This window comes from Streptomyces sp. JH14 (assembly GCF_029428675.1).
Classification (GTDB): Bacteria; Actinomycetota; Actinomycetes; order Streptomycetales; family Streptomycetaceae; genus Streptomyces.
In genome coordinates this window covers 1,578,186-1,598,607 of record NZ_JAJNEL010000001.1, presented here as the reverse complement: position 1 = coordinate 1,598,607, position 20,422 = coordinate 1,578,186, and the positions used below count along the sequence as shown (strand labels likewise).

Annotated in this window: 18 protein-coding genes; 15 read left to right on the top strand and 3 right to left on the bottom strand. The window is 70.1% G+C overall.

What is annotated here, in order from left to right:
- Positions 1 to 17: 17 nt before the first annotated feature.
- The 3 genes from LRD69_RS07220 to LRD69_RS07210 all read right to left on the bottom strand — a co-directional run bounded on the left by LRD69_RS07220 (position 18) and on the right by LRD69_RS07210 (position 3,266).
- Positions 18 to 1,406, bottom strand: coding sequence for a DUF58 domain-containing protein (locus LRD69_RS07220; RefSeq protein ID WP_277325726.1), 1,389 nt, complete (start codon positions 1,404 to 1,406; stop codon positions 18 to 20).
- On the bottom strand, positions 1,406 to 2,461 hold the full coding sequence (locus tag LRD69_RS07215) for a MoxR family ATPase (protein ID WP_277325725.1): 1,056 nt from the start codon (positions 2,459 to 2,461) through the stop codon (positions 1,406 to 1,408). Before LRD69_RS07215 ends, LRD69_RS07220 begins: the two co-directional genes overlap by 1 nt.
- Positions 2,462 to 2,702: 241 nt before the next feature.
- A complete protein-coding gene (locus LRD69_RS07210; RefSeq protein ID WP_277325724.1) occupies positions 2,703 to 3,266 on the bottom strand; it encodes a carbonic anhydrase in 564 nt (187 codons plus the stop codon).
- Positions 3,267 to 3,647: 381 nt separating this feature from the next.
- Here LRD69_RS07210 and rsmH point away from each other — a divergent pair, with 381 nt between their 5' ends.
- From rsmH to LRD69_RS07135, 15 genes are all read left to right on the top strand, one after another.
- Complete coding sequence (gene rsmH / locus LRD69_RS07205; RefSeq protein WP_277325723.1) at positions 3,648 to 4,613, top strand: 16S rRNA (cytosine(1402)-N(4))-methyltransferase RsmH; 966 nt, start codon at positions 3,648 to 3,650, stop codon at positions 4,611 to 4,613.
- Between the two features lie 49 nt (positions 4,614 to 4,662).
- Complete coding sequence (locus LRD69_RS07200) at positions 4,663 to 5,205, top strand: hypothetical protein (RefSeq protein ID WP_277325722.1); 543 nt, start codon at positions 4,663 to 4,665, stop codon at positions 5,203 to 5,205.
- A gap of 4 nt (positions 5,206 to 5,209) precedes the next feature.
- The gene (locus LRD69_RS07195; protein ID WP_277325721.1) at positions 5,210 to 7,195 is read left to right on the top strand and encodes a penicillin-binding transpeptidase domain-containing protein; all 1,986 of its coding nucleotides are present in this window, start codon (positions 5,210 to 5,212) and stop codon (positions 7,193 to 7,195) included.
- Positions 7,196 to 7,360: 165 nt separating this feature from the next.
- Positions 7,361 to 8,953: a UDP-N-acetylmuramoyl-L-alanyl-D-glutamate--2,6-diaminopimelate ligase gene (locus LRD69_RS07190; protein ID WP_277325720.1), complete on the top strand. Its 1,593-nt coding sequence runs from the start codon at positions 7,361 to 7,363 to the stop codon at positions 8,951 to 8,953.
- 4 nt (positions 8,954 to 8,957) lie between these two features.
- Complete coding sequence (gene murF, locus LRD69_RS07185; RefSeq protein WP_277325719.1) at positions 8,958 to 10,364, top strand: UDP-N-acetylmuramoyl-tripeptide--D-alanyl-D-alanine ligase; 1,407 nt, start codon at positions 8,958 to 8,960, stop codon at positions 10,362 to 10,364.
- A complete protein-coding gene (gene mraY, locus LRD69_RS07180; protein WP_277325718.1) occupies positions 10,361 to 11,431 on the top strand; it encodes a phospho-N-acetylmuramoyl-pentapeptide-transferase in 1,071 nt (356 codons plus the stop codon). The genes murF and mraY overlap by 4 nt, the downstream gene beginning before the upstream one ends.
- The gene (murD, locus tag LRD69_RS07175) at positions 11,428 to 12,855 is read left to right on the top strand and encodes a UDP-N-acetylmuramoyl-L-alanine--D-glutamate ligase (RefSeq protein ID WP_277325717.1); all 1,428 of its coding nucleotides are present in this window, start codon (positions 11,428 to 11,430) and stop codon (positions 12,853 to 12,855) included. Before mraY ends, murD begins: the two co-directional genes overlap by 4 nt.
- Positions 12,856 to 12,971: 116 nt before the next feature.
- Positions 12,972 to 14,420 (top strand): putative lipid II flippase FtsW, encoded by a 1,449-nt coding sequence (ftsW, locus tag LRD69_RS07170; RefSeq protein WP_277325716.1) that lies wholly within the window; start codon positions 12,972 to 12,974, stop codon positions 14,418 to 14,420.
- Positions 14,421 to 14,426: 6 nt separating this feature from the next.
- Positions 14,427 to 15,521 (top strand): undecaprenyldiphospho-muramoylpentapeptide beta-N-acetylglucosaminyltransferase, encoded by a 1,095-nt coding sequence (murG, locus tag LRD69_RS07165; RefSeq protein WP_277325715.1) that lies wholly within the window; start codon positions 14,427 to 14,429, stop codon positions 15,519 to 15,521.
- A 49-nt stretch (positions 15,522 to 15,570) separates the two neighbouring features.
- On the top strand, positions 15,571 to 16,359 hold the full coding sequence (locus LRD69_RS07160; protein ID WP_277325714.1) for an FtsQ-type POTRA domain-containing protein: 789 nt from the start codon (positions 15,571 to 15,573) through the stop codon (positions 16,357 to 16,359).
- 276 nt (positions 16,360 to 16,635) lie between these two features.
- On the top strand, positions 16,636 to 17,850 hold the full coding sequence (ftsZ, locus tag LRD69_RS07155) for a cell division protein FtsZ (RefSeq protein ID WP_277325713.1): 1,215 nt from the start codon (positions 16,636 to 16,638) through the stop codon (positions 17,848 to 17,850).
- Positions 17,847 to 18,596 carry a peptidoglycan editing factor PgeF gene (pgeF, locus tag LRD69_RS07150; RefSeq protein ID WP_277325712.1) on the top strand — a complete coding sequence of 250 codons (750 nt, stop codon included), beginning with the start codon at positions 17,847 to 17,849 and terminating at the stop codon, positions 18,594 to 18,596. Before ftsZ ends, pgeF begins: the two co-directional genes overlap by 4 nt.
- 6 nt (positions 18,597 to 18,602) lie before the next feature.
- Positions 18,603 to 19,322 (top strand): YggS family pyridoxal phosphate-dependent enzyme, encoded by a 720-nt coding sequence (locus LRD69_RS07145; protein WP_277325711.1) that lies wholly within the window; start codon positions 18,603 to 18,605, stop codon positions 19,320 to 19,322.
- Between the two features lie 126 nt (positions 19,323 to 19,448).
- The gene (sepF, locus tag LRD69_RS07140) at positions 19,449 to 20,066 is read left to right on the top strand and encodes a cell division protein SepF (RefSeq protein ID WP_277325710.1); all 618 of its coding nucleotides are present in this window, start codon (positions 19,449 to 19,451) and stop codon (positions 20,064 to 20,066) included.
- 71 nt (positions 20,067 to 20,137) lie between these two features.
- Positions 20,138 to 20,422, top strand: coding sequence for a YggT family protein (locus LRD69_RS07135; RefSeq protein ID WP_037697102.1), 285 nt, complete (start codon positions 20,138 to 20,140; stop codon positions 20,420 to 20,422).

Genomic DNA, 20,422 nt, shown 5'->3' with positions numbered 1-20,422 from the left:
CGTCCCCCGCCGAAACCTCATGACCATCCCCCGGTGAAACCTGTCGTCCCGCCCGTGGCGCCGTTCGACAGGGCGGACTGCGTCACGGAACTCTGCTGTCCCGCCAGCTGCCACAGCTCGGCGAGCTTCGCTCCGGGCTCCACCGGGACCACCGTCCAGCCCGACTCGCGCAGCAGCCGCAACCGCTCCTGCGACGCCTCGCGTGCGGCCTCCTGCGGATCGCCGTGCGCCCAGGCCTCGCTGTCCAGCACGAATGCGACGGCACCGCCGCTGCGCTGACGCATCCTGGCCGCCACTGCCGCCTGCTCCTCGTCCAGATCGCCGAAGAAGGCGACCAGCAGCCCTTCGTTGCCGCCGCGCAGCACGTCGTACGCGCGCGACAGGCCGTCCCCGTCGGAGTGGTCGACGACCGCGAGCGTGTCCATCATCAGCCCCGCGGAGTCGGCGGACTCCTGGGTGGATCCGGCGAAGCCTCCCTCGCCGTGCCCCGGCACCGAGCTTCCGTCGTCGGTCAGCAGCCGCACCGCGAAGCCCCGCTCCAGCATGTGCACCAGAGCGGACGCGGCCCCCGACACCGCCCATTCGAAGGCGGAGTCGGGACCGATCCCCAGATAGGCGATCCGCCGGGTGTCCAGCAGCACCGTGCACCTGGCCCGCTGCGGCTGTTCCTCGCGGCGCACCATCAGCTCGCCGTACCGCGCGGTGGAGCGCCAGTGGACCCGGCGCAGATCGTCGCCGTGCCGGTAGCCGCGCGGAATCACGTCGTCCTCACCGGCCAGCGCCAGGGAGCGCTGCCGCCCCTCGCCGTACCCGGAGGCCTCGCCCGCCAGCCGCATCGGCGGCAGCGGCTCGGTCCGAGGGATGACGACCAGGGTGTCGTACGCGCTGAACGAGCGGGTCAGCTCGCACATGCCGAACGGATCGCTGAGCCGCAGCTGCAGCGGTCCGAGCGGATACCGCCCGCGCAGATCCGACCGGACCCGGTACGACACCTCGCGGGCACCGCCCGCCTCCACCCGGTCCAGCACGAACCGGGGCCGTGGCCCCAGAACGTACGGCACCCGGTCCTGCAGCATCAGCAGCCCGGTGGGCAGCCGCGACACGTTCTCCATCCGCAGATGCACCCGCGCCTCGGTGCCCGCCGGGACCCGGGACGGAGAGAGCCGCCGGGTGCCCGCGACCCGGTAGCGGGTGCGGAAGAGCACCGCGACACAGACCAGCGGCAGAACGGCGAGCAGCATCCCGACCCGCAGCAGATCCCCCTGGCCCAGCACGTACGCGCAGACCGCGGCCGCGATCCCGGCCGCGAGGAAGGACCGCCCGCGCGTGGTCAGCCCGCCCAGCGCGGCCCGGAGACCGCCCTTGTCGTCGCCGTCGTTCATCGCGGCGGGCCCCCCGGCGGCCATCACACCCGCCGCATGCCGGGCGGCTGCTGCCGGCCGTACACCGCGGCGCCGGGCTGGTGCGGCGACGGCGCCGGGACAGCCGTACCGCCGCCGGCGGTCGGCACCGGTGTCTGCTGCAGGATCTCCAGCACGACCTGCTCAGCCGTACGGCGGTTCAACTGGGCCTGGGCGGTGGGCAGCAGCCGGTGCGCGAGGACCGCGACCGCCAGCGCCTGCACATCGTCCGGAAGGCAGTAGTCCCGCCCGCTCAGCGCAGCCGAGGCCTTCGAGGCGCGCAGCAGATGCAGCGTGGCACGGGGCGAGGCGCCGAGCCGCAGATCGGGGTGGACACGGGTGGCCCCGACCAGCTCCACCGCGTACCGCCGTACCGAATCGGCCACATGGACCGTCCGTACCGCTTCGATCAGCTTCACGATGTCGTGGGCGTGCGCCACCGGCTGCAGATCGTCGAGCGGTGAGACCCCGCCGTGGACATCGAGCATCTGCAGCTCGGCCTCCGCGCTGGGATAGCCGATCGACACCCGGGCCATGAACCGGTCGCGCTGGGCCTCGGGCAGCGGATACGTGCCCTCCATCTCCACCGGGTTCTGGGTGGCCACCACCATGAAGGGGTCGGGCAGCTCGTAGCTGTGCCCGTCGATGGTGACCTGGCGCTCCTCCATCGACTCCAGCAGTGCGGACTGCGTCTTCGGCGAGGCGCGGTTGATCTCGTCGCCGATCACGATCTGGGCGAAGATCGCGCCCGGCTTGAACTCGAACTCGCGCTGCTGCTGGTCGAAGATGGACACCCCCGTGATGTCCGAAGGCAGCAGATCCGGTGTGAACTGGATGCGCCGCACCGAGCAGTCGATGGACCGCGCGAGCGCCTTGGCCAGCATGGTCTTGCCCACCCCGGGGACATCCTCGATGAGGAGATGCCCCTCCGCGAGCAGCACGGTCAGCGAAAGCCGTACGACCTCAGGCTTGCCCTCGATCACAGCCTCCACCGACCTGCGCACCCGCTCAGCTGTGGTCGTCAGATCTGTGAGGCTCGCTCGATCGTCATAGGTCGTCACCCCGGCCCTCCTCGGCCCTGCCCCCTGCTCCCGAGGAGCAGGGGGGTACCCCATTCACGGGCCGATGCGCTGTCGTTGGACCGGCCACCCCGAAACTCGGACACCCCTCGGACGCGTCCGGCGGGATGTCACACCCGCATTCTTGTTGCCGTTACCGCTTCGTGTCACTCGCCTGTGGACAAGTGGGAGCGAAATGTCGGGGTTGCGGGAATTTTTGGTGCCCGCCGCGAAGCCTCGGACGTCAGCTGGTGGGGAGGATCTCCCGCAGCAAGCCGCTGGTCACGTCGAAGACGAAGCCGCGGACGTCATCGGTGTGCAGGAGGAACGGCGAGGTGCGGACGCGCTGCATCGACTGCCGTACGTCCTGATCCGCGTCCTTGTACGCCTCCACGGCCCAGACCGGCCGCTGGCCGACCTCCACCTCCAGCTCCTGCCGGAACTCCTCGGTGATCGACTCGAGGCCGCAGTTGGTGTGGTGGATGAGTATGACGCTGCGGGTGCCGAGCGCCCGCTGGCTGATGGTCAGGGACCGGATCACGTCGTCGGTGACCACACCGCCCGCGTTGCGGATGGTGTGGCAGTCGCCGAGCGCCAGGCCGAGCGCGTCGTGGAGGTCGAGCCGGGCGTCCATGCAGGCGACCACGGCGACCTTCAGCACCGGCCGCGCGTCCATGCCCGGATCGTCGAATTCGGCCGCGTAACGGATGTTCGCCTCGACCAGCCGGTCGGTGACCGTACCGCCGGTGAGGGCCTGTCCGGCAGCGGGTGCGGAGTGCTCGGTGGGGGACTGCGCGGTAGTCGACATGGATATGACGTTAGCTGTCGCGAAGCGCCCTGGCGTGCTGTGGGAAGGGACAAAGAACGTCAACGAGGCTTGTTGTGAGGTAACCCACAGGCCCCGCGCCGGATCGCCCGTCCGGGTGAACGGCGGGCCGGGCGACGCGCTGTCCGGTTGATTGATCGGGAATCGATCGAATGGCAGGGTGGACTAAAGTGACGGGAAGTTACCGAGAGCTTGCACATTTCCGAAGATTTCCCCTGTGTGCGCGGCGTACGTACGGCCCGGCCCTCTCCCGCTCGCCGGTCGGCCGACGCCACTTCCCCGGCGCCGGCTGACCTCCCCTTCCGAGCGGGCGGGGACCAGGCCGCACGTGCAGCCACACGGGACCTGAGCCTGAGAGGGCGCATGAGCCAGACCCGACACGTCCCGGTGATGCTCCAGCGATGCCTGGACCTGCTGGCCCCGGCTCTGGAAGCACCGAGCCCGCAGCAGCCCGTGGTGGTCGACTGCACCCTCGGTCTCGGCGGCCACAGCGAGGCCCTGCTCGCCGCCTTCCCGTCCGCACGGCTGATCGCACTGGACCGGGACAAGGAAGCCCTGCGCCTCTCCGGTGAGCGGCTCGCCCCGTACGGTGACCGGGCCACGCTGGTGCACGCCGTCTACGACGAGCTGCCCGAGGTGCTCGCCCGGCTCGGTGTCCCCAAGGTCCAGGGCGTCCTGTTCGATCTCGGGGTCTCCTCCATGCAGCTGGACGAGGCCGACCGCGGATTCGCGTACGCCCAGGACGCCCCGCTCGACATGCGGATGGACCAGACGACCGGCATCGGCGCGGCCGAGGTGCTCAACACCTACCCGCCGGGCGAGCTCGTCCGGATCCTGCGTGCGTACGGCGAGGAGAAGCAGGCCAAGCGGATCGTCTCCGCGATCGTGCGCGAGCGCGAGAAGGAGCCGTTCAGCAACAGCGCCCGGCTCGTCGAGCTGATCCGTGACGCGCTGCCGCAGGCCGCCAAGCGCACCGGCGGCAATCCCGCCAAGCGCACCTTCCAGGCCCTGCGCATCGAGGTCAACGGCGAGCTCACCGTCCTGGAGCGGGCGATCCCGGCCGCCGTGGAGTCCCTCGCCGTGGGAGGCCGGATCGCCGTCCTCTCGTACCACTCGCTGGAGGACCGGCTGGTCAAGCAGGTCTTCGCGGCAGGTGCCGCGAACACGGCGCCGCCCGGACTGCCCGTGGTCCCCGAGCGCTACCAGCCCCGGCTGAAGCTCCTGACCCGCGGCGCGGAACTGCCCACGGAGGAGGAGGTCGCCGAGAACCGGCGCGCCGCCCCCGCCCGGCTGCGCGGCGCCCAGCGGATCCGCGAGGAGGAACGATGAGCACGGCCGGCCCGGCCGGCACGGCACCGGGAGAGGTCGAGGTGGCGCGGTGAGCCGACCGGCAGGACAGCTGAGGGGACGGGCCGCGCGGCTCGTGCGGCTGATGCCCTCCGGGCCCAGCAACGCGGCACGTACGCCCTTCGTCCTGCTGATCGTGCTGCTCCTCGGCGGCGGTCTGATCACCCTTCTGCTGCTGAATTCCGCGCTCAACGAAGGATCGTTCAGGCTGAGCGAGCTGAAGAAGCGGACCACCGACCTCACCGACGAGGAGCAGGCCCTCCAGCGGGATGTCGACGGCCGCTCCGAGCCGGACGCCCTGGAGCGGCGCGCCCGCGAGCTCGGCATGGTGCCCGGCGGCAGCCCCGCCTTCCTCGGCCCCGGCGGTACGGTCCGCGGTGTTCCCTCCGAGGTCGTCGCCCCGGCGCAGCCCCGGAAGGCCCCGCCGCCGGTCACCGCCTCGCCGTCGCACTCCGTGTCGCCGGCGCCCCCGCCCTCCGGTTCCGCCTCCGCGCCGCCCGCCACGAAGCCCAGTACCTCGGCCGCGCAGCCGAGCACCCCGGCACACCAGTCCTCGACGAGCCCCGGCAGGTGATGCAGTGCCCTCCAAGGAACCACCGCGCCGCCGGGTCCCCGGCCCCGCGCGCCCCCGCAGCGCCGCCCCCGGCCAGGCCCGCCCCCGGCCCGCCTCCCGTCGCCCGTCGTCGGCGGCCCCGCGCGGCCACGCGCCGCGCAGACCGTCGTCGCGCCCGCTGCGGCTGGGCAGCCCGCGTCCCCGGCTCCGCCTGGTCAGTCTGGCGCTGACGCTCGTCATGCTGGCGTTCGTCGTCCGGCTTCTCCAGGTCCAGGCCGTCGACGCCAGCGCGTATGCCGCCAAGGCCGAGAAGAACCGCTACCTCGAGTACACGATCTCCGCCGAGCGCGGCGAGATCACCGACCGCAGCGGTATCGCCCTGGCCACCAGCGTCGACGCGTACAACATCACCGCCGACCCCAAGATGTTCACGCCCGAGGACAGCAAGGCCCCGGACGCACCGCAGCAGGCCGCCGCCCTCCTCGCCCCCATCCTCGGCGTCGACGCCGAGGAGCTGACGGAGAAGCTCTCGAAGCCGAACAGCCGGTACGCCGTCCTGGCCCGCCGGCAGACCCCGCAGGTCTGGAAGCAGATCAAGGACCTCAAGTCCGTGTTCGCCGAGAAGGCGCAGAAGGACAAGGCCGACGGCGGCACCGGCGCCAATGTGCTGGCCGGTGTCTTCCAGGAGGCGACCACCAAGCGGGTCTACCCCAACGGCGGGCTGGCCGCCGGGATACTGGGTTACGTCAACGCCGAGGGCAGGGGTGCGGGCGGCCTCGAGTCGCAGCTGGACCAGGAGCTCGCGGGCAAGGACGGCGAGATCAAGTACGCCCAGTCCGGCGGCCGCCGGGTGCCCACTGCGGGCACCAGGGAGGTCCCGGCCGTCGCGGGTTCCGACATCGAGCTGACCATCGACCGGGACATCCAGTGGGCCGCTCAGCAGGCCATCTCGAAGCAGGTGAAGAAGTCCAAGGCGGACCGCGGCTACGTCATCGTGCAGAACGCGCGGACCGGTGAGGTGCTCGCCATGGCCAACGCCCCCGGCTTCGACCCCAACGACCTCTCGCAGGCCGACGCGGCGTCGCTGGGCAACGCGGCGCTGCAGGACGTGTACGAGCCCGGCTCCACCAGCAAGGTCATGTCCATGGCCGCCGTGCTGGAGGAGAAGGCCGCCGGCCCCGGTACCCACGTCACGGTCCCCAACCGGCTGCACCGCGGCGACCGGCTCTTCAGGGACGACATCGACCACATCACCTGGTACCTGACGCTCAACGGCGTGCTCGCCAAGTCCAGCAACATCGGCACCATCCTGGCCACCGGACAGCTCGGCAAGACCCAGGCCGCGGCCAACAAGGTCCTCTACTCGTACCTGCGCAAGTTCGGCATCGGAAGCCCGACCGGGCTGGACTACCCGGGGGAGACCCCCGGCATCCTCGCCCGGCCGCAGGACTGGTCGACCTCCCAGCAGTACACGATCCCGTTCGGCCAGGGCCTCTCGCTCAACGCCATGCAGGCCGCCTCGGTCTACTCGACGATCGCCAACGGCGGTGTCCGGATCCAGCCCACGCTGGTGCGCGGTACCAAGGGCGCCGACGGCCGGTTCACCCCCGCGGACGCTCCCGAACAGACCCGGGTGGTCAGCGAGAAGACCGCGAAGTCGCTCGCACGCATGCTGGAGTCGGTGGTCGGTGACGAGGAGGGCACCGGCACCAAGGCCCGGATCCCCGGCTACCGGGTCGCGGGCAAGACCGGGACGGCCAACCGGGTCGATCCGGTCCGCGGCGGATACCACGGCTACACCGCGTCCTTCGCGGGCTTCGCGCCCTCCGACAACCCGCAGATCACCGTCTACTGTGCGATCCAGAACCCGACGAAGGGCAGCTACTTCGGCGGCCAGATCTGCGGTCCCATCTACAAGCAGGTCATGGAGTTCGCACTGAAGACGCTCCAGATCGCACCGTCCGGCAGCAAGCCCGCCCGGCTGCCGGTGTCCTTCCAGCCCGGCGAGTGAACTCGGGGTAACCAGCCAGTGACAACCATCGCCCCTGATCCCGGAAAGCGGAACGGGAACCACCCCGGCCCGGCCCCCTCACTTCGCGAGGGGCCGGGTGCGCCCGGTACGCTCACCGCCGTGCCCCACGCTGAACAGTCCCAAACCACCCAGAAGGACGCGCCTGTGAACTACCCGGGAGCGCCCCGCCCGGACCGGCTCCAGCCGACCCCCCTCGGCGAGCTGGCAGCCCGGCTGGGAGTCGAACCGCCAGGATCCGGTGAGGTCACCGGCATCACCCATGACTCGCGGGCGGTACGGCCCGGCGACGTGTACGCGGCGCTGCCCGGCGCCCGGTTCCACGGCGCCGACTTCGCCGCCCAGGCGGCCGGCCTCGGCGCGGCAGCGGTCCTCACCGACCCGGCGGGCGCCGAACGCGCCGCCGCCACCGGACTGCCGGTGCTGGTCACCGAGAACCCGCGCGGCCGGATGGGCGAACTCGCCGCCGAGATCTACGGGCGGCCCGGCGCCGGCCTCCTCCAGGTCGGCATCACCGGAACGTCCGGGAAGACCACCACCGCGTACCTCGTCGAGGGCGGCTTCCGGGGCGCCGGACGCAGCACCGGGCTGATCGGCACGGTCGAGATGCGGATCGGCGACGAGCGCATCAAGTCCGAGCGCACCACCCCCGAGGCCACCGATCTCCAGGCCCTCTTCGCCGTCATGCGCGAGCGCGGCGTCGACGCGGTCACCATGGAGGTCTCCAGCCACGCGCTGGTCCTCGGCCGGGTCGACGGCTGTGTCTTCGACGTCGCCGTCTTCAACAACCTCAGCCCGGAGCACATGGAGTTCCACTCCGGCATGGAGGACTACTTCCAGGCCAAGGCACAGCTGTTCACCCCGCAGCGCAGCCGGCAGGGCGTCGTCAACCTCGATGACGCGTACGGCCGCAGGCTGGTCACGGAGGCGACCGTGCCGGTCGTCACCTTCTCCGCAGAGGGCCACCCGGATGCCGACTGGCGTGCCGAGAACGTCGAAATCGGCCCGCTGGGATCCACCTTCACCGTGGTCGGCCCCAAGGACGAGCGGATCACCGCGGGCGCTCCGCTGCCGGGCCCGTTCAACGTCGCCAACGCCCTCGCCGCGATCGTCACCCTCGCCGTCGCGGGCGTCGACCCGCAGACCGCGGCCGACGGGGTCGCCGCCGTCCCCGGCGTCCCGGGCCGGCTGGAACGCGTCGACGCCGGACAGCCGTACCTCGCGGTCGTCGACTACGCACACAAGACCGACGCCGTCGAGTCCGTCCTGCGCTCCCTGCGCAAGGTCACCGAGGGCAAGCTGCACGTCGTGCTCGGCTGCGGAGGCGACCGCGACACGACGAAACGCGGCCCGATGGGCGCGGCCGCTGCCCGGCTCGCCGACACCGCCGTACTGACCTCAGACAACCCCCGCTCCGAGGACCCCCTGGCCATCCTGACCGCCATGCTCTCGGGCGCCGCCGAGGTGCCGCCGCACGAGCGCGGCGACGTCCTGGTCGACGCCGACCGGGCGGCCGCCATCGCCATCGCGGTCGCCCGCGCCCGGCCCGGCGACACCGTGCTGATCGCCGGCAAGGGCCACGAACAGGGCCAGGACATCCACGGAGTGGTACGCCCCTTCGACGACCGCACGGTGCTGCGCGCGGCCATCGCACGGTCCACGGGGCACACGAGCGCCGACGACACCCCGGTGGCCGTCCCGGAACTCGCCCACACCCACGAGAACAACAGTCAGGGATGACCAAGTGATCACCCTTACCCTCGCCGAGATCGCCGAAATCGTCGGCGGGCAGCCGCACGACATACCGGATCCGGCAGCGACCGTCAGCGGGCCAGTCGTCATCGACTCCCGAGCGGTGGAGCAGGGCAGCCTGTTCGTCGCCTTCGCCGGCGAGCGGGTCGACGGCCACGACTATGCGCAGCGCGCCGTCGAGGCGGGCGCGGCGGCCGTGCTCGCCACCCGCCCCGTCGGGGTCCCGGCCATCGTCGTCGACGACGTCGTGGCCGCGCTGGGCGCCCTCGCCCGGACCGTCGTCGAACGCCTCGGCACGACCGTCGTCGCCCTCACCGGCTCCGCGGGCAAGACCTCCACCAAGGACCTGATCGCCCAGCTGCTGGAGCGCAAGGGGCCCACCGTCTTCCCGGCGGGCAATCTCAACAACGAGATCGGCCTGCCCCTCACCGCCCTGCGCGCCACCGAGAAGACCGAGCACCTCGTCCTCGAAATGGGTGCCCGCTACATCGGCGACATCCGCTACCTCACCGGCCTGGTCCCGCCGCGGATCGGCCTCGTCCTCAACGTCGGCACCGCGCACATCGGTGAGTTCGGCGGCCGGGAGCAGATCGCCATCGCCAAGGGCGAGATGGTCGAGTCGCTCCCCGAGGACGGACTCGCCGTCCTCAACGCCGACGACCCGCTCGTGCGCGCCATGACCTCCCGCACCAAGGCCCGGGTGCTGCTCTTCGGCGAAGCCGCGGAAGCGGACGTACGGGGAGAGAACGTCCGTCTCACCGACGACGGACGCCCTGCTTTCACGCTCCACACACCCACCGGGTGCAGCGATGTGACCATGCGCCTGTACGGTGAGCATCACGTGTCGAACGCGCTCGCCGCGGCCGCCGTCGCCCATGAGTTGGGCCTGTCCGCAGACGAGATCGCCGAGGCGCTCTCCGAGGCGGGCACCCTCTCCCGCTGGCGCATGGAGGTCACCGAGCGACCGGACGGCGTGACGTTCGTCAATGACGCCTACAACGCGAACCCCGAATCCATGCGAGCAGCGCTGCGCGCGCTGGTGGCCATGGGGAAGGGGCGTCGTACGTGGGCGGTGCTCGGTCCCATGGCCGAGCTCGGCGACGCCTCGCTCGCCGAGCACGACGCGGTCGGACGGCTCGCCGTCCGGCTCAACGTCAGCAAGCTCGTCGCGGTCGGGGGCAGAGAAGCCTCCTGGCTGCAACTGGGCGCATACAACGAGGGTTCGTGGGGTGAGGAGTCGGTGCACGTGTCCGACGCACAGGCGGCCGTCGACCTGTTGCGCAGTGAACTGCGCGCGGGAGACGTCGTGCTGGTGAAGGCGTCCCGGTCGGCCGGCCTGGAACAGGTCGCCCAGGCACTGCTGGAGAACTCGACCGAGGGCGAGGTCACCGGCCGATGAGGCAGATCCTCTTCGCGGGGGCCATCGGGCTCTTCCTGACCTTGGTCGGTACCCCGTTGCTGATCAAGCTCCTGGCCCGCAAGGGATACGGGCAGTTCATCCGCGACGACGGCCCGCGCACCCACGGCAGCAAGAAGGGGACGCCCACGATGGGCGGCATCGCCTTCATCCTGGCCACGCTCATGGCGTACGTCCTGGCGAAGGTGATCACCGGCGAGCAGGTGCGCTTCTCCGGCGTGCTGGTCCTGTTCCTGATGACCGGCATGGGTCTGGTCGGGTTCCTCGACGACTACATCAAGATCGTCAAGCAGCGTTCGCTGGGCCTGCGGGCCAAGGCGAAGATGGCCGGCCAGCTGATCGTCGGTATCGCGTTCGCGGTGCTGTCGCTGCAGTTCGCCGACGGCCGCGGCAACACCCCGGCCTCCACCAAGCTGTCGTTCGTCACGGACTTCGGCTGGTCGATCGGGCCGGTGCTGTTCGTCGTCTGGGCGCTGTTCATGATCCTCGCCATGTCCAACGGCGTGAACCTGACGGACGGTCTGGACGGCCTGGCCACCGGCGCGTCCGTGATGGTCTTCGGCGCGTACACCTTCATCGGGCTGTGGCAGTTCCAGGAGTCCTGCGCCAACGCGGTCTCCCTGACCAACCCCAACGCCTGCTTCGAGGTCCGCGACCCGCTCGACCTCGCGGTCGTCGCCTCCGCGCTGATGGGGGCCTGCTTCGGCTTCCTGTGGTGGAATACCTCGCCGGCCAAGATCTTCATGGGCGACACCGGTTCGCTGGCCCTCGGCGGCGCGCTCGCGGGTCTCGCGATCTGCTCCCGCACCGAATTCCTGATGGCCATCCTCGGCGGCCTCTTCGTGATGATCACCATGTCCGTGGTCATCCAGGTCGGCTCCTTCAAGATGACCGGCAAGCGGGTCTTCCGGATGGCTCCGCTCCAGCACCACTTCGAACTCAAGGGGTGGTCCGAAGTCCTTGTCGTGGTCCGGTTCTGGATCATCCAGGGCATGTGCGTGATCGTCGGACTCGGTCTCTTCTACGCAGGGTGGGCAGCCGCCAAGTGAGCAATCAGGACTGGCAGGGCAAGCACGTCACCGTCGCCGGGCTCGGCGTCAGCGGTATCCCCGCGGCCCGTGTCCTGCACGGCCTCGGCGCCATCGTCACGGTGGTCAACGACGGGGACGACGAGCGTTCCCGTACGCAGGCCGCGGAGCTGGAGGCGCAGGGCATCACCGTGCGCCTCGGCGACGGGGCGACCCTGCCCGAGTCCACCGAGCTCATCGTCACCACCCCGGGCTGGAAACCCGACAAGCCGCTCTTCGCAGCAGCCGCCGAGGCGGGCGTCCCGGTCTGGGGCGACGTCGAACTCGCCTGGCGGCTGCGCGGCTTGAACGGCCGGGAGCCGGCACCCTGGCTCGCCGTCACCGGCACCAACGGCAAGACCACGACCGTACGGATGCTCGCCTCGATCCTGGAGGCGGCCGGGCTGCGCACGGCGGCCGTCGGGAACATCGGCGTCTCCCTGCTCGACGCGGTGCTCGGTGACGAGACGTACGACGTACTCGCCGTCGAGCTCTCCAGCTACCAGCTGCACTGGGCGCCCTCGCTGCGCGCCCACTCCGCGGTCGTCCTCAACCTGGCGCCCGACCACCTCGACTGGCACGGCTCCATGGAGGCGTACGTCGCGGACAAGGGCCGGGTCTACGAAGGCAACCGGATCGCCTGCGTCTACAACGCGGCCGACAAGGCCACCGAGGACCTGGTCCGGGAGGCGGACGTCGAAGAGGGCTGCCGCGCCATCGGCTTCACCCTCGGAACCCCCGGCCCGTCCCAGCTGGGCGTCGTCGACGGGATCCTCGTCGACCGGGCCTTCGTGACCAACCGGCAGAAGCAGGCCCAGGAGCTCGCCGAGGTCGGGGACGTCAACCCGCCCGCCCCGCACAACATCGCCAACGCCCTGGCGGCCGCGGCACTGGCCCGCGCGTTCGGCGTCGAGCCGCGGGCGGTTCGGGACGGTCTGCGAGCCTTCCGCCCCGACGCGCACCGCATCGAACATGTCGCGGACGTCGCCGAAGTCGCCTACATCGACGACTCCAAGGCCACCAACACCCATGCCGCGGAGGCCTCCCTCGCGGCGTACGACCCGATCGTCTGGATCGCCGGCGGCCTCGCCAAGGGCGCCACTTTCGACGAACTGGTGACCGGGGCCGCGAAGCGGCTGCGCGGCGTCGTACTCATGGGCCGCGACCGGGCGTTCATCCGCGAAGCCCTCGCGCGACACGCCCCCGAGGTCCCGGTCGTCGACCTCGACCGGACCGACACTGGGGCGATGTCCGAGGCGGTCCGCGAGGCGGCACGGCTCGCCCGGCCGGGAGACACCGTACTGATGGCCCCGGCCTGCGCCTCCATGGACATGTTCGTCAATTACAACAAGCGGGGCGAGGCATTCGCGGACGCGGTTCGCGCACTCGCCGACGAGAGCGCCTGACGAGCCCGGCCGCCGCGCCGTACTGTCCCGGACAACCGGGTACGGCGGGCGGCTCCGCCGCACGCCCTGGCCCTCGGCAGCAGCCCCGGGCACGAGCAGTGGAGGGGACAGCGACAATGCCGGCCGACGAGAGCTCCGCCGCGCGTGGCCCAGACCGTTCACGGGTGACCGCGGCGATGAGCGGGGTGCTCGCCCCACCGCTGCAGGCCGGGCCCCCTCGGCCCGCCGGTTTCGCCCTGCGCGGCAGACTGGCGGCGGGCGCCCGGCAGCCCGCGTCGGTACCGCGCTCCCGAAGCCGTGACGGCTCCGGCCCGCGCACCCCCCGCGGCGGCGGCGGTGTGCGACGGATCTACGAGCAGGCACGCCGGGCCTGGGACCGCCCACTGACCGCGTACTACCTGATCCTCGGCGCCGGACTGCTGATCACCGTGCTCGGCCTGGTGATGGTCTACTCCGCCTCGATGATCAAGGCCCTGGAGCTCTCGAAGCCCGGCACCTACTTCTTCCGCAAGCAGTTCCTCGCGGCCGTCATCGGCTCCGTCCTGCTGGTGGCCGCCTCCCGGATGCCCGTCAAGCTCCATCGGGCGCTCGCCTACCCGCTGCTCATGGGCACGGTCTTCCTGATGGTGCTGGTCCAGGTGCCGGGGATAGGGATGTCGGTCAACGGCAACCAGAACTGGCTCTACCTGGGCGGCCCCTTCCAGCTCCAGCCCAGTGAGTTCGGCAAACTGGCCCTGATCCTCTGGGGGGCCGATCTGCTCGCCCGCAAGCAGGACAGACGGCTGCTGGTGCAGTGGAAACACATGCTGGTTCCCCTCGTCCCGGTCGCCTTCATGCTCCTCGGGCTGATCATGCTCGGCGGCGACATGGGAACTGCGATCATTCTCACCGCGATCCTCTTCGGCCTGCTCTGGCTGGCCGGGGCACCCACCCGGCTCTTCGCCGGGGTGCTCGCCGTCGCGGGCGCCCTGGTCTTCCTGCTGATCAAGACCAGTCCGAACCGGATGTCCCGGCTCAGCTGCATGGGGGTCAGCGAACCCGGCCCCGACGGCTCGTGCTGGCAGGCCGTACACGGCATCTATGCTCTGGCGTCCGGCGGATTGTTCGGATCGGGACTTGGTGCGAGTGTGGAAAAATGGGGCCAACTGCCTGAACCTCACACCGACTTCATCTTCGCCATCACCGGTGAGGAACTGGGGTTGGCGGGGACGCTGTCGGTGCTCGCCCTCTTCGCGGCTCTAGGCTATGCGGGTATCCGCGTGGCCGGACGCACGGAGGACCCCTTCGTGAGGTACGCCGCGGGAGGTGTGACCACCTGGATCACGGTTCAGGCCGTGATCAATATCGGTGCGGTGCTCGGCCTGCTGCCGATCGCCGGGGTCCCGCTCCCGCTGTTCTCCTACGGAGGATCGGCCCTGCTGCCGACCATGTTCGCTGTAGGGCTGCTGATCGCGTTCGCGCGGGAGGAGCCCGCCGCGAAGGCGGCCCTGGCCATGCGGAGGCCCGGGGTGAGATGGAAGACGATGAGACGGCGCGTCAAGAAGCGTCCGTCCGGAGAGCGGTGAATTTCGGTGCATGTCGTACTCGCCGGTGGGGGGACCGCCGGCCACATCGAGCCGGCGCTCGCCCTCGCGGACGCCCTGCGCAGGCAGGACCCGAGCGTGGGAATCACTGCCCTGGGCACGGAGCGCGGACTCGAGACCAGGCTCGTACCCGAGCGGGGGTACGAACTGGCGCTGATCCCGGCCGTGCCGCTGCCGCGCAAGCCCACCCCCGAACTGATCACCGTCCCGGGAAGGCTGCGCGGCACCATCAAGGCCGCCGAGCAGATCCTGGAGCGCACCAAGGCGGACTGCGTGGTCGGCTTCGGCGGCTATGTCGCCCTGCCCGGCTATCTCGCCGCCAAGCGGGTCGGGGTGCCGATCGTCGTCCATGAGGCCAACGCCCGGCCGGGCCTGGCCAACAAGATCGGTTCGCGGTACGCGCACGGGGTCGCCGTCTCCACCCCCGACAGCAAACTGCGCGGTGCCCGCTACATCGGCATCCCGCTGCGCCGCACCATCGCCACCCTGGACCGGGCCCGGGTCCGCCCGGAGGCGCGCGCCGCGTTCGGCCTCGACCCCAACCTGCCGACGCTGCTGGTCTCCGGCGGCTCGCAGGGCGCACGCCACCTCAACGAGGTGATCCAGCGGGTCGCCCCGCTGCTGCAGCGCTCGGGGATCCAGATCCTGCACGTGGTCGGCCCGAAGAACGAATTGCCGCGTATCGACAACATGCCCGGGATGCCGCCCTACATCCCGGTACCGTACGTGGACCGGATGGATCTCGCGTACGCCGCAGCGGACATGATGCTCTGCCGCGCGGGCGCGATGACCGTCGCCGAACTCTCCGCCGTCGGGCTTCCCGCCGCCTATGTTCCGTTGCCGATCGGCAACGGCGAACAGCGGCTCAACGCCCAGCCGGTGGTCAACGCCGGCGGCGGCCTGCTGGTGGACGACGCGGCGCTGACCCCCGAGTGGGTGCAGGGCAACGTCCTTCCGGTGCTCGCGGATCCGCACCGGCTGTACGAAATGTCCCGCGCCGCAGCCGAGTTCGGCCGCAGGGACGCCGACGACCTGCTCGTCGGCATGGTGTACGAGGCGATTGCCGCACGCCGCAACGCGTGAGGCGGGCGGGTCCGGGGGCGGCGCCCCCGGACCCGGTGAAGGAGCGAGCGTGGCCGGACCGACGACCGCCCGGCGCGGTACAGGGCATCAGGAGGACAAGCCGGCCCGCCCGCCGCGCCCCATCGGGCCCAGTGTGCGCAGCCGCCGACGACTGATCGTGATCGTCCTGGCCGTCCTGCTGCTCGCTTCGGGCTCCGTCTGGGCGCTCTACAGCTCGTCGTGGTTCCGGACCGAACACGTCAGGACCACCGGTGTCGACGTACTGACCCCGGCCGAGGTGGAGGCCGCCGCGGCGGTGCCGATCGGGGCCCCGCTGATCTCCGTGGACACGGACGCCATCGCGGACAGGTTGCGCCAGAAGTTGCCTCGTATCGACTCGGTGGATGTCGTGCGGTCATGGCCGCACGAGATCGGACTTAAAGTGATCGAACGCAAGCCGGTCCTGTTGGTGAAAAAGGGCGCAAAGTTCATTGAAGTGGACGCGAAAGGTGTCCGTTTCGCCACGGTGGACAGCGCGCCCGGGCGCGTACCGCTGCTGGAACTGACGCCCGAACGGGCAGCGAGCCTGCGCCGCTTCAGCAGTGGCCGGCTGGTGCGGGAAGCAGTCCGGGTCGCGGGCGAACTCCCCGCCGCAGTCGCCAAGGACACCCGGGTCGTGCGGGTCACCTCGTACGATTCGATCACCTTGGAACTGGCCGGGGACCGAACGGTGGTCTGGGGCAGCAGCGAAGAGGGGCCGGTGAAGGCAAGAGTCCTCACCGCTCTCATGAAAGCGGCTCCCAAAGCGGGACACTTCGACGTAAGTGCACCCACTGCTCCTGCGGTGTCCGGCAGTTGACGGACATTTGACCTGGCCAGCACCCTGGTTGGTCAGCGCTACGGGTGATCACATAGGGTGAAAAGAAAAACGGGAGGTTCGGCGTGTTCGTTGAACGTGCGCCACGTGTCGACTTAGTGTCCTGTTCGGAAGAGTCCAAGAAGCAGACACACTGGTAACCCTAAACTTCAACGTTAGGGTTTGGGTCGGCGTTCGGACCGTCCCCATCGGCATCAGTCGTCGCAGCGGGAGACCCGCGAAGCGACGACACGTAACTCGAGGCGAGAGGCCTTCGACGTGGCAGCACCGCAGAACTACCTCGCAGTCATCAAGGTCATCGGTGTCGGCGGCGGTGGTGTCAATGCCATCAACCGAATGATCGAGGTCGGTCTCAAGGGCGTCGAGTTCATCGCGATCAACACTGATGCGCAAGCCCTGTTGATGAGCGACGCCGACGTCAAGCTCGACGTCGGCCGCGAACTCACCCGCGGCCTCGGCGCCGGGGCCAACCCGGCCGTCGGTCGTAAGGCGGCAGAGGACCACCGTGAGGAGATCGAGGAGGTCCTCAAGGGGGCCGACATGGTCTTCGTCACCGCCGGAGAAGGCGGCGGCACCGGTACCGGCGGCGCACCCGTCGTCGCCAACATCGCACGCTCGCTCGGCGCCCTCACGATCGGTGTGGTCACCCGCCCGTTCACCTTCGAGGGCCGGCGTCGCGCGAACCAGGCGGAGGACGGCATCGCCGAGCTCCGCGAAGAGGTCGACACCCTCATCGTCATCCCCAACGACCGGCTGCTGTCCATCTCGGACCGCCAGGTCAGCGTGCTCGACGCGTTCAAGTCGGCCGACCAGGTGCTGCTCTCGGGCGTCCAGGGCATCACCGACCTCATCACCACCCCTGGTCTGATCAACCTCGACTTCGCCGACGTCAAGTCGGTCATGTCCGAGGCCGGATCGGCACTCATGGGCATCGGCTCGGCCCGTGGCGACGACCGCGCGGTGGCCGCGGCCGAGATGGCGATCTCCTCGCCGCTCCTGGAGGCGTCCATCGACGGCGCCCGTGGTGTCCTGCTCTCCATCTCCGGCGGCAGCGACCTCGGTCTCTTCGAGATCAACGAGGCCGCCCAGCTGGTGAGCGAGGCGGCCCACCCCGAGGCGAACATCATCTTCGGTGCGGTCATCGACGACGCGCTGGGCGACGAGGTGCGGGTCACCGTGATCGCCGCGGGCTTCGACGGCGGGCAGCCGCCGGCCCGTCGCGAGAACGTCCTCGGTGCGGGCGCCGGCAAGCGCGAGGAGACGGCGCCGCCGGCCCGGGCCGCCGAGCCGGTGCGTCAGTCCGGCGGGCTCGGTTCCGTGCCGGTGCGCGAGGAGATCCCGGCCCAGGCCGAGTCCGCACCGGTGGCGAACGAGACCCCGATGTCGCCGGTCTCTCCGCCGCATGTCCCGCCGGCCCGTCCCTACCAGGACTCCCAGGCCGAAGAGCTGGACGTTCCGGACTTCTTGAAGTGATAGGTCAGCACCACGCAGTGACTGCAGTGTCCCCGGCAGGCGGCGCTCGCTTCGCTTTCACCGACAGGTGGGGTGGGGTGAGCGCCGCTCCGTACGAGGAGCTCAACCTCGGCGGCGCGGTCGGGGACGACTCCGCCGCCGTGCTCGCCAACCGCGAGCGCGCTGCTCGGACCCTCGGTCTCGACCCGGCCCGGGTCGTCTGGATGAACCAGGTGCACGGGCGGGACGTGGCCGTGGTCGACGGTCCCTGGGGAGACGTTTCCGAGATTCCCGCGGTGGACGCGGTGGTCACCGCACGACGCGGACTCCCGCTCGCCGTACTCACCGCCGACTGCACCCCCGTACTCCTCGCCGACCCGGTCGCCGGGATCGCGGCGGCGGCCCACGCCGGCCGCCCCGGTCTCGTCGCCGGAGTCGTCCCCGCCGTGGTCGAGGCCATGGTGAAGCTCGGCGCGGAACCCTCCCGGATCACCGCGCACACCGGACCCGCCGTCTGCGGACGGTGTTACGAAGTCCCGGCGGCGATGCGGTCCGAGGTCGCCGAGGCGGTTCCCGAATCGTGGTCCGAGACCAGCTGGGGGACTCCGGCCGTGGATGTCACCGCCGGGGTTCACGCCCAGCTCGAAGCCCTCGGGGTGCGCGACCGGCACAAGTCGCCCGCCTGCACCCTGGAGTCGGGCGACCATTTCTCGTACCGCCGCGACCGCACGACCGGGCGGCTCGCCGGATATGTCTGGTTGGACTGATAGGGCATGACGGACCGTAGAACTCAACTCGACGAGAATCTGGCACAGGTGGAGGCGCGTATCGCTTCCGCTTGTGCTGCCGCCGGTCGCAAAAGGGAAGAAGTGACCCTCATTGTGGTCACGAAGACCTACCCCGCGAGCGATGTGCGGATCCTGCACGAACTCGGTGTGCGCCACGTCGCGGAGAATCGCGATCAGGACGCGGCACCCAAGGCGGCTGCTTGTTCGGATCTTTCGCTCACATGGCACTTTGTCGGACAACTGCAGACGAATAAGGTTCGTTCTGTGGCGAGTTATGCCGATGTCGTGCAGTCGGTGGACCGGACGAAGTTGGTCACGGCCCTGTCGGCCGCCGCCGTGCGCGGCGGGCGTGAACTGGGGTGTCTCATCCAGGTCGCACTCGACGCCGAGAGCGGCGCGCGCGGTGACCGGGGCGGCGTCGCGCCGGACGGGATCGAGGAGTTGGCCGCCGCGGTGGACGCCGCGCCGGGGCTCCGGCTCGACGGTCTGATGACCGTGGCGCCACTCGCCGGACCGTACGCGGGACGGCAACGCGCGGCGTTCGACCGGCTGATGGAATTCTCATCCCGCCTGCGCGGGAACCATCCGGCTGCGAACATGGTCTCTGCAGGGATGAGCGCGGACCTTGAGGAAGCCGTTGCGGCCGGAGCGACACATGTGCGCGTCGGTACTGCGGTACTCGGAGTCCGACCCGGGCTCCGGTAACGTCGCCAAGCAGGTCGGACCACAGCAGAAAATATGGTCATTCCCGCTGATGGCGGGCAGGGCCTCAGTGGATCGCGGGCACTTGGTGACAGATGCCGATCCACCACAGAGCGGAGGACTCAGAGCATGGCCGGCGCGATGCGCAAGATGGCGGTCTACCTCGGCCTCGTGGAGGACGATGGGTACGACGGTCCGGGGTTCGACCCCGACGACGAATTCGAACCCGAGCCGGAGCCGGAGCGCGACCGGCGGCGGCACCAGCCCGCGCATCAGGTGGAGCGGGACCGCGAGCGGGACGAACCGGTGCGAGCGGTGCAGCCGCCCGCGCAGCGGGAGCCCGTCCAGATTTCGGCGGAGAGCGTGCGACCCGCCCGAATCGCACCCGTGGCATCCATCACACCTGAACGCCCGAACATGGAGAAGAACGCACCGGTGATCATGCCCAAGGTCGTGTCAGAGCGGGAGCCCTACCGCATCACCACGCTGCACCCCCGGACCTACAACGAGGCCCGTACCATCGGGGAACACTTCCGTGAGGGCACTCCGGTGATCATGAATCTCACGGAGATGGACGATACGGACGCGAAGCGACTTGTCGACTTTGCCGCAGGACTCGTCTTCGGTCTCCATGGCAGCATTGAACGGGTGACGCAGAAGGTGTTCCTGTTGTCGCCTGCTAACGTCGATGTCACGGCGGAGGACAAGGCCCGCATCGCTGAGGGCGGATTCTTCAACCAGAGCTGAGAACACGACACCGGGAACAACCCCGGCCGCAAGGCCGGAGCTACGAGAGCCAGGGGAGAGGGAAGCGCGAAATGGGCGTCGCACTGCAGGTTGTCTATATCGCGCTGATGTGTTTCCTCATCGTGCTGATCTTCCGGCTGGTCATGGACTACGTCTTCCAGTTCGCACGTTCATGGCAGCCAGGCAAGCCGATGGTGGTGCTTCTCGAGGCCACCTACACTGTCACCGATCCACCGCTCAAGCTTCTGCGGCGGTTCATTCCGCCGCTGCGTCTCGGGGGCGTGGCACTCGACCTGTCCTTCTTCGTTCTGATGATCATCGTTTACATCCTGATCTCGATCGTGACCAGGCTGTGA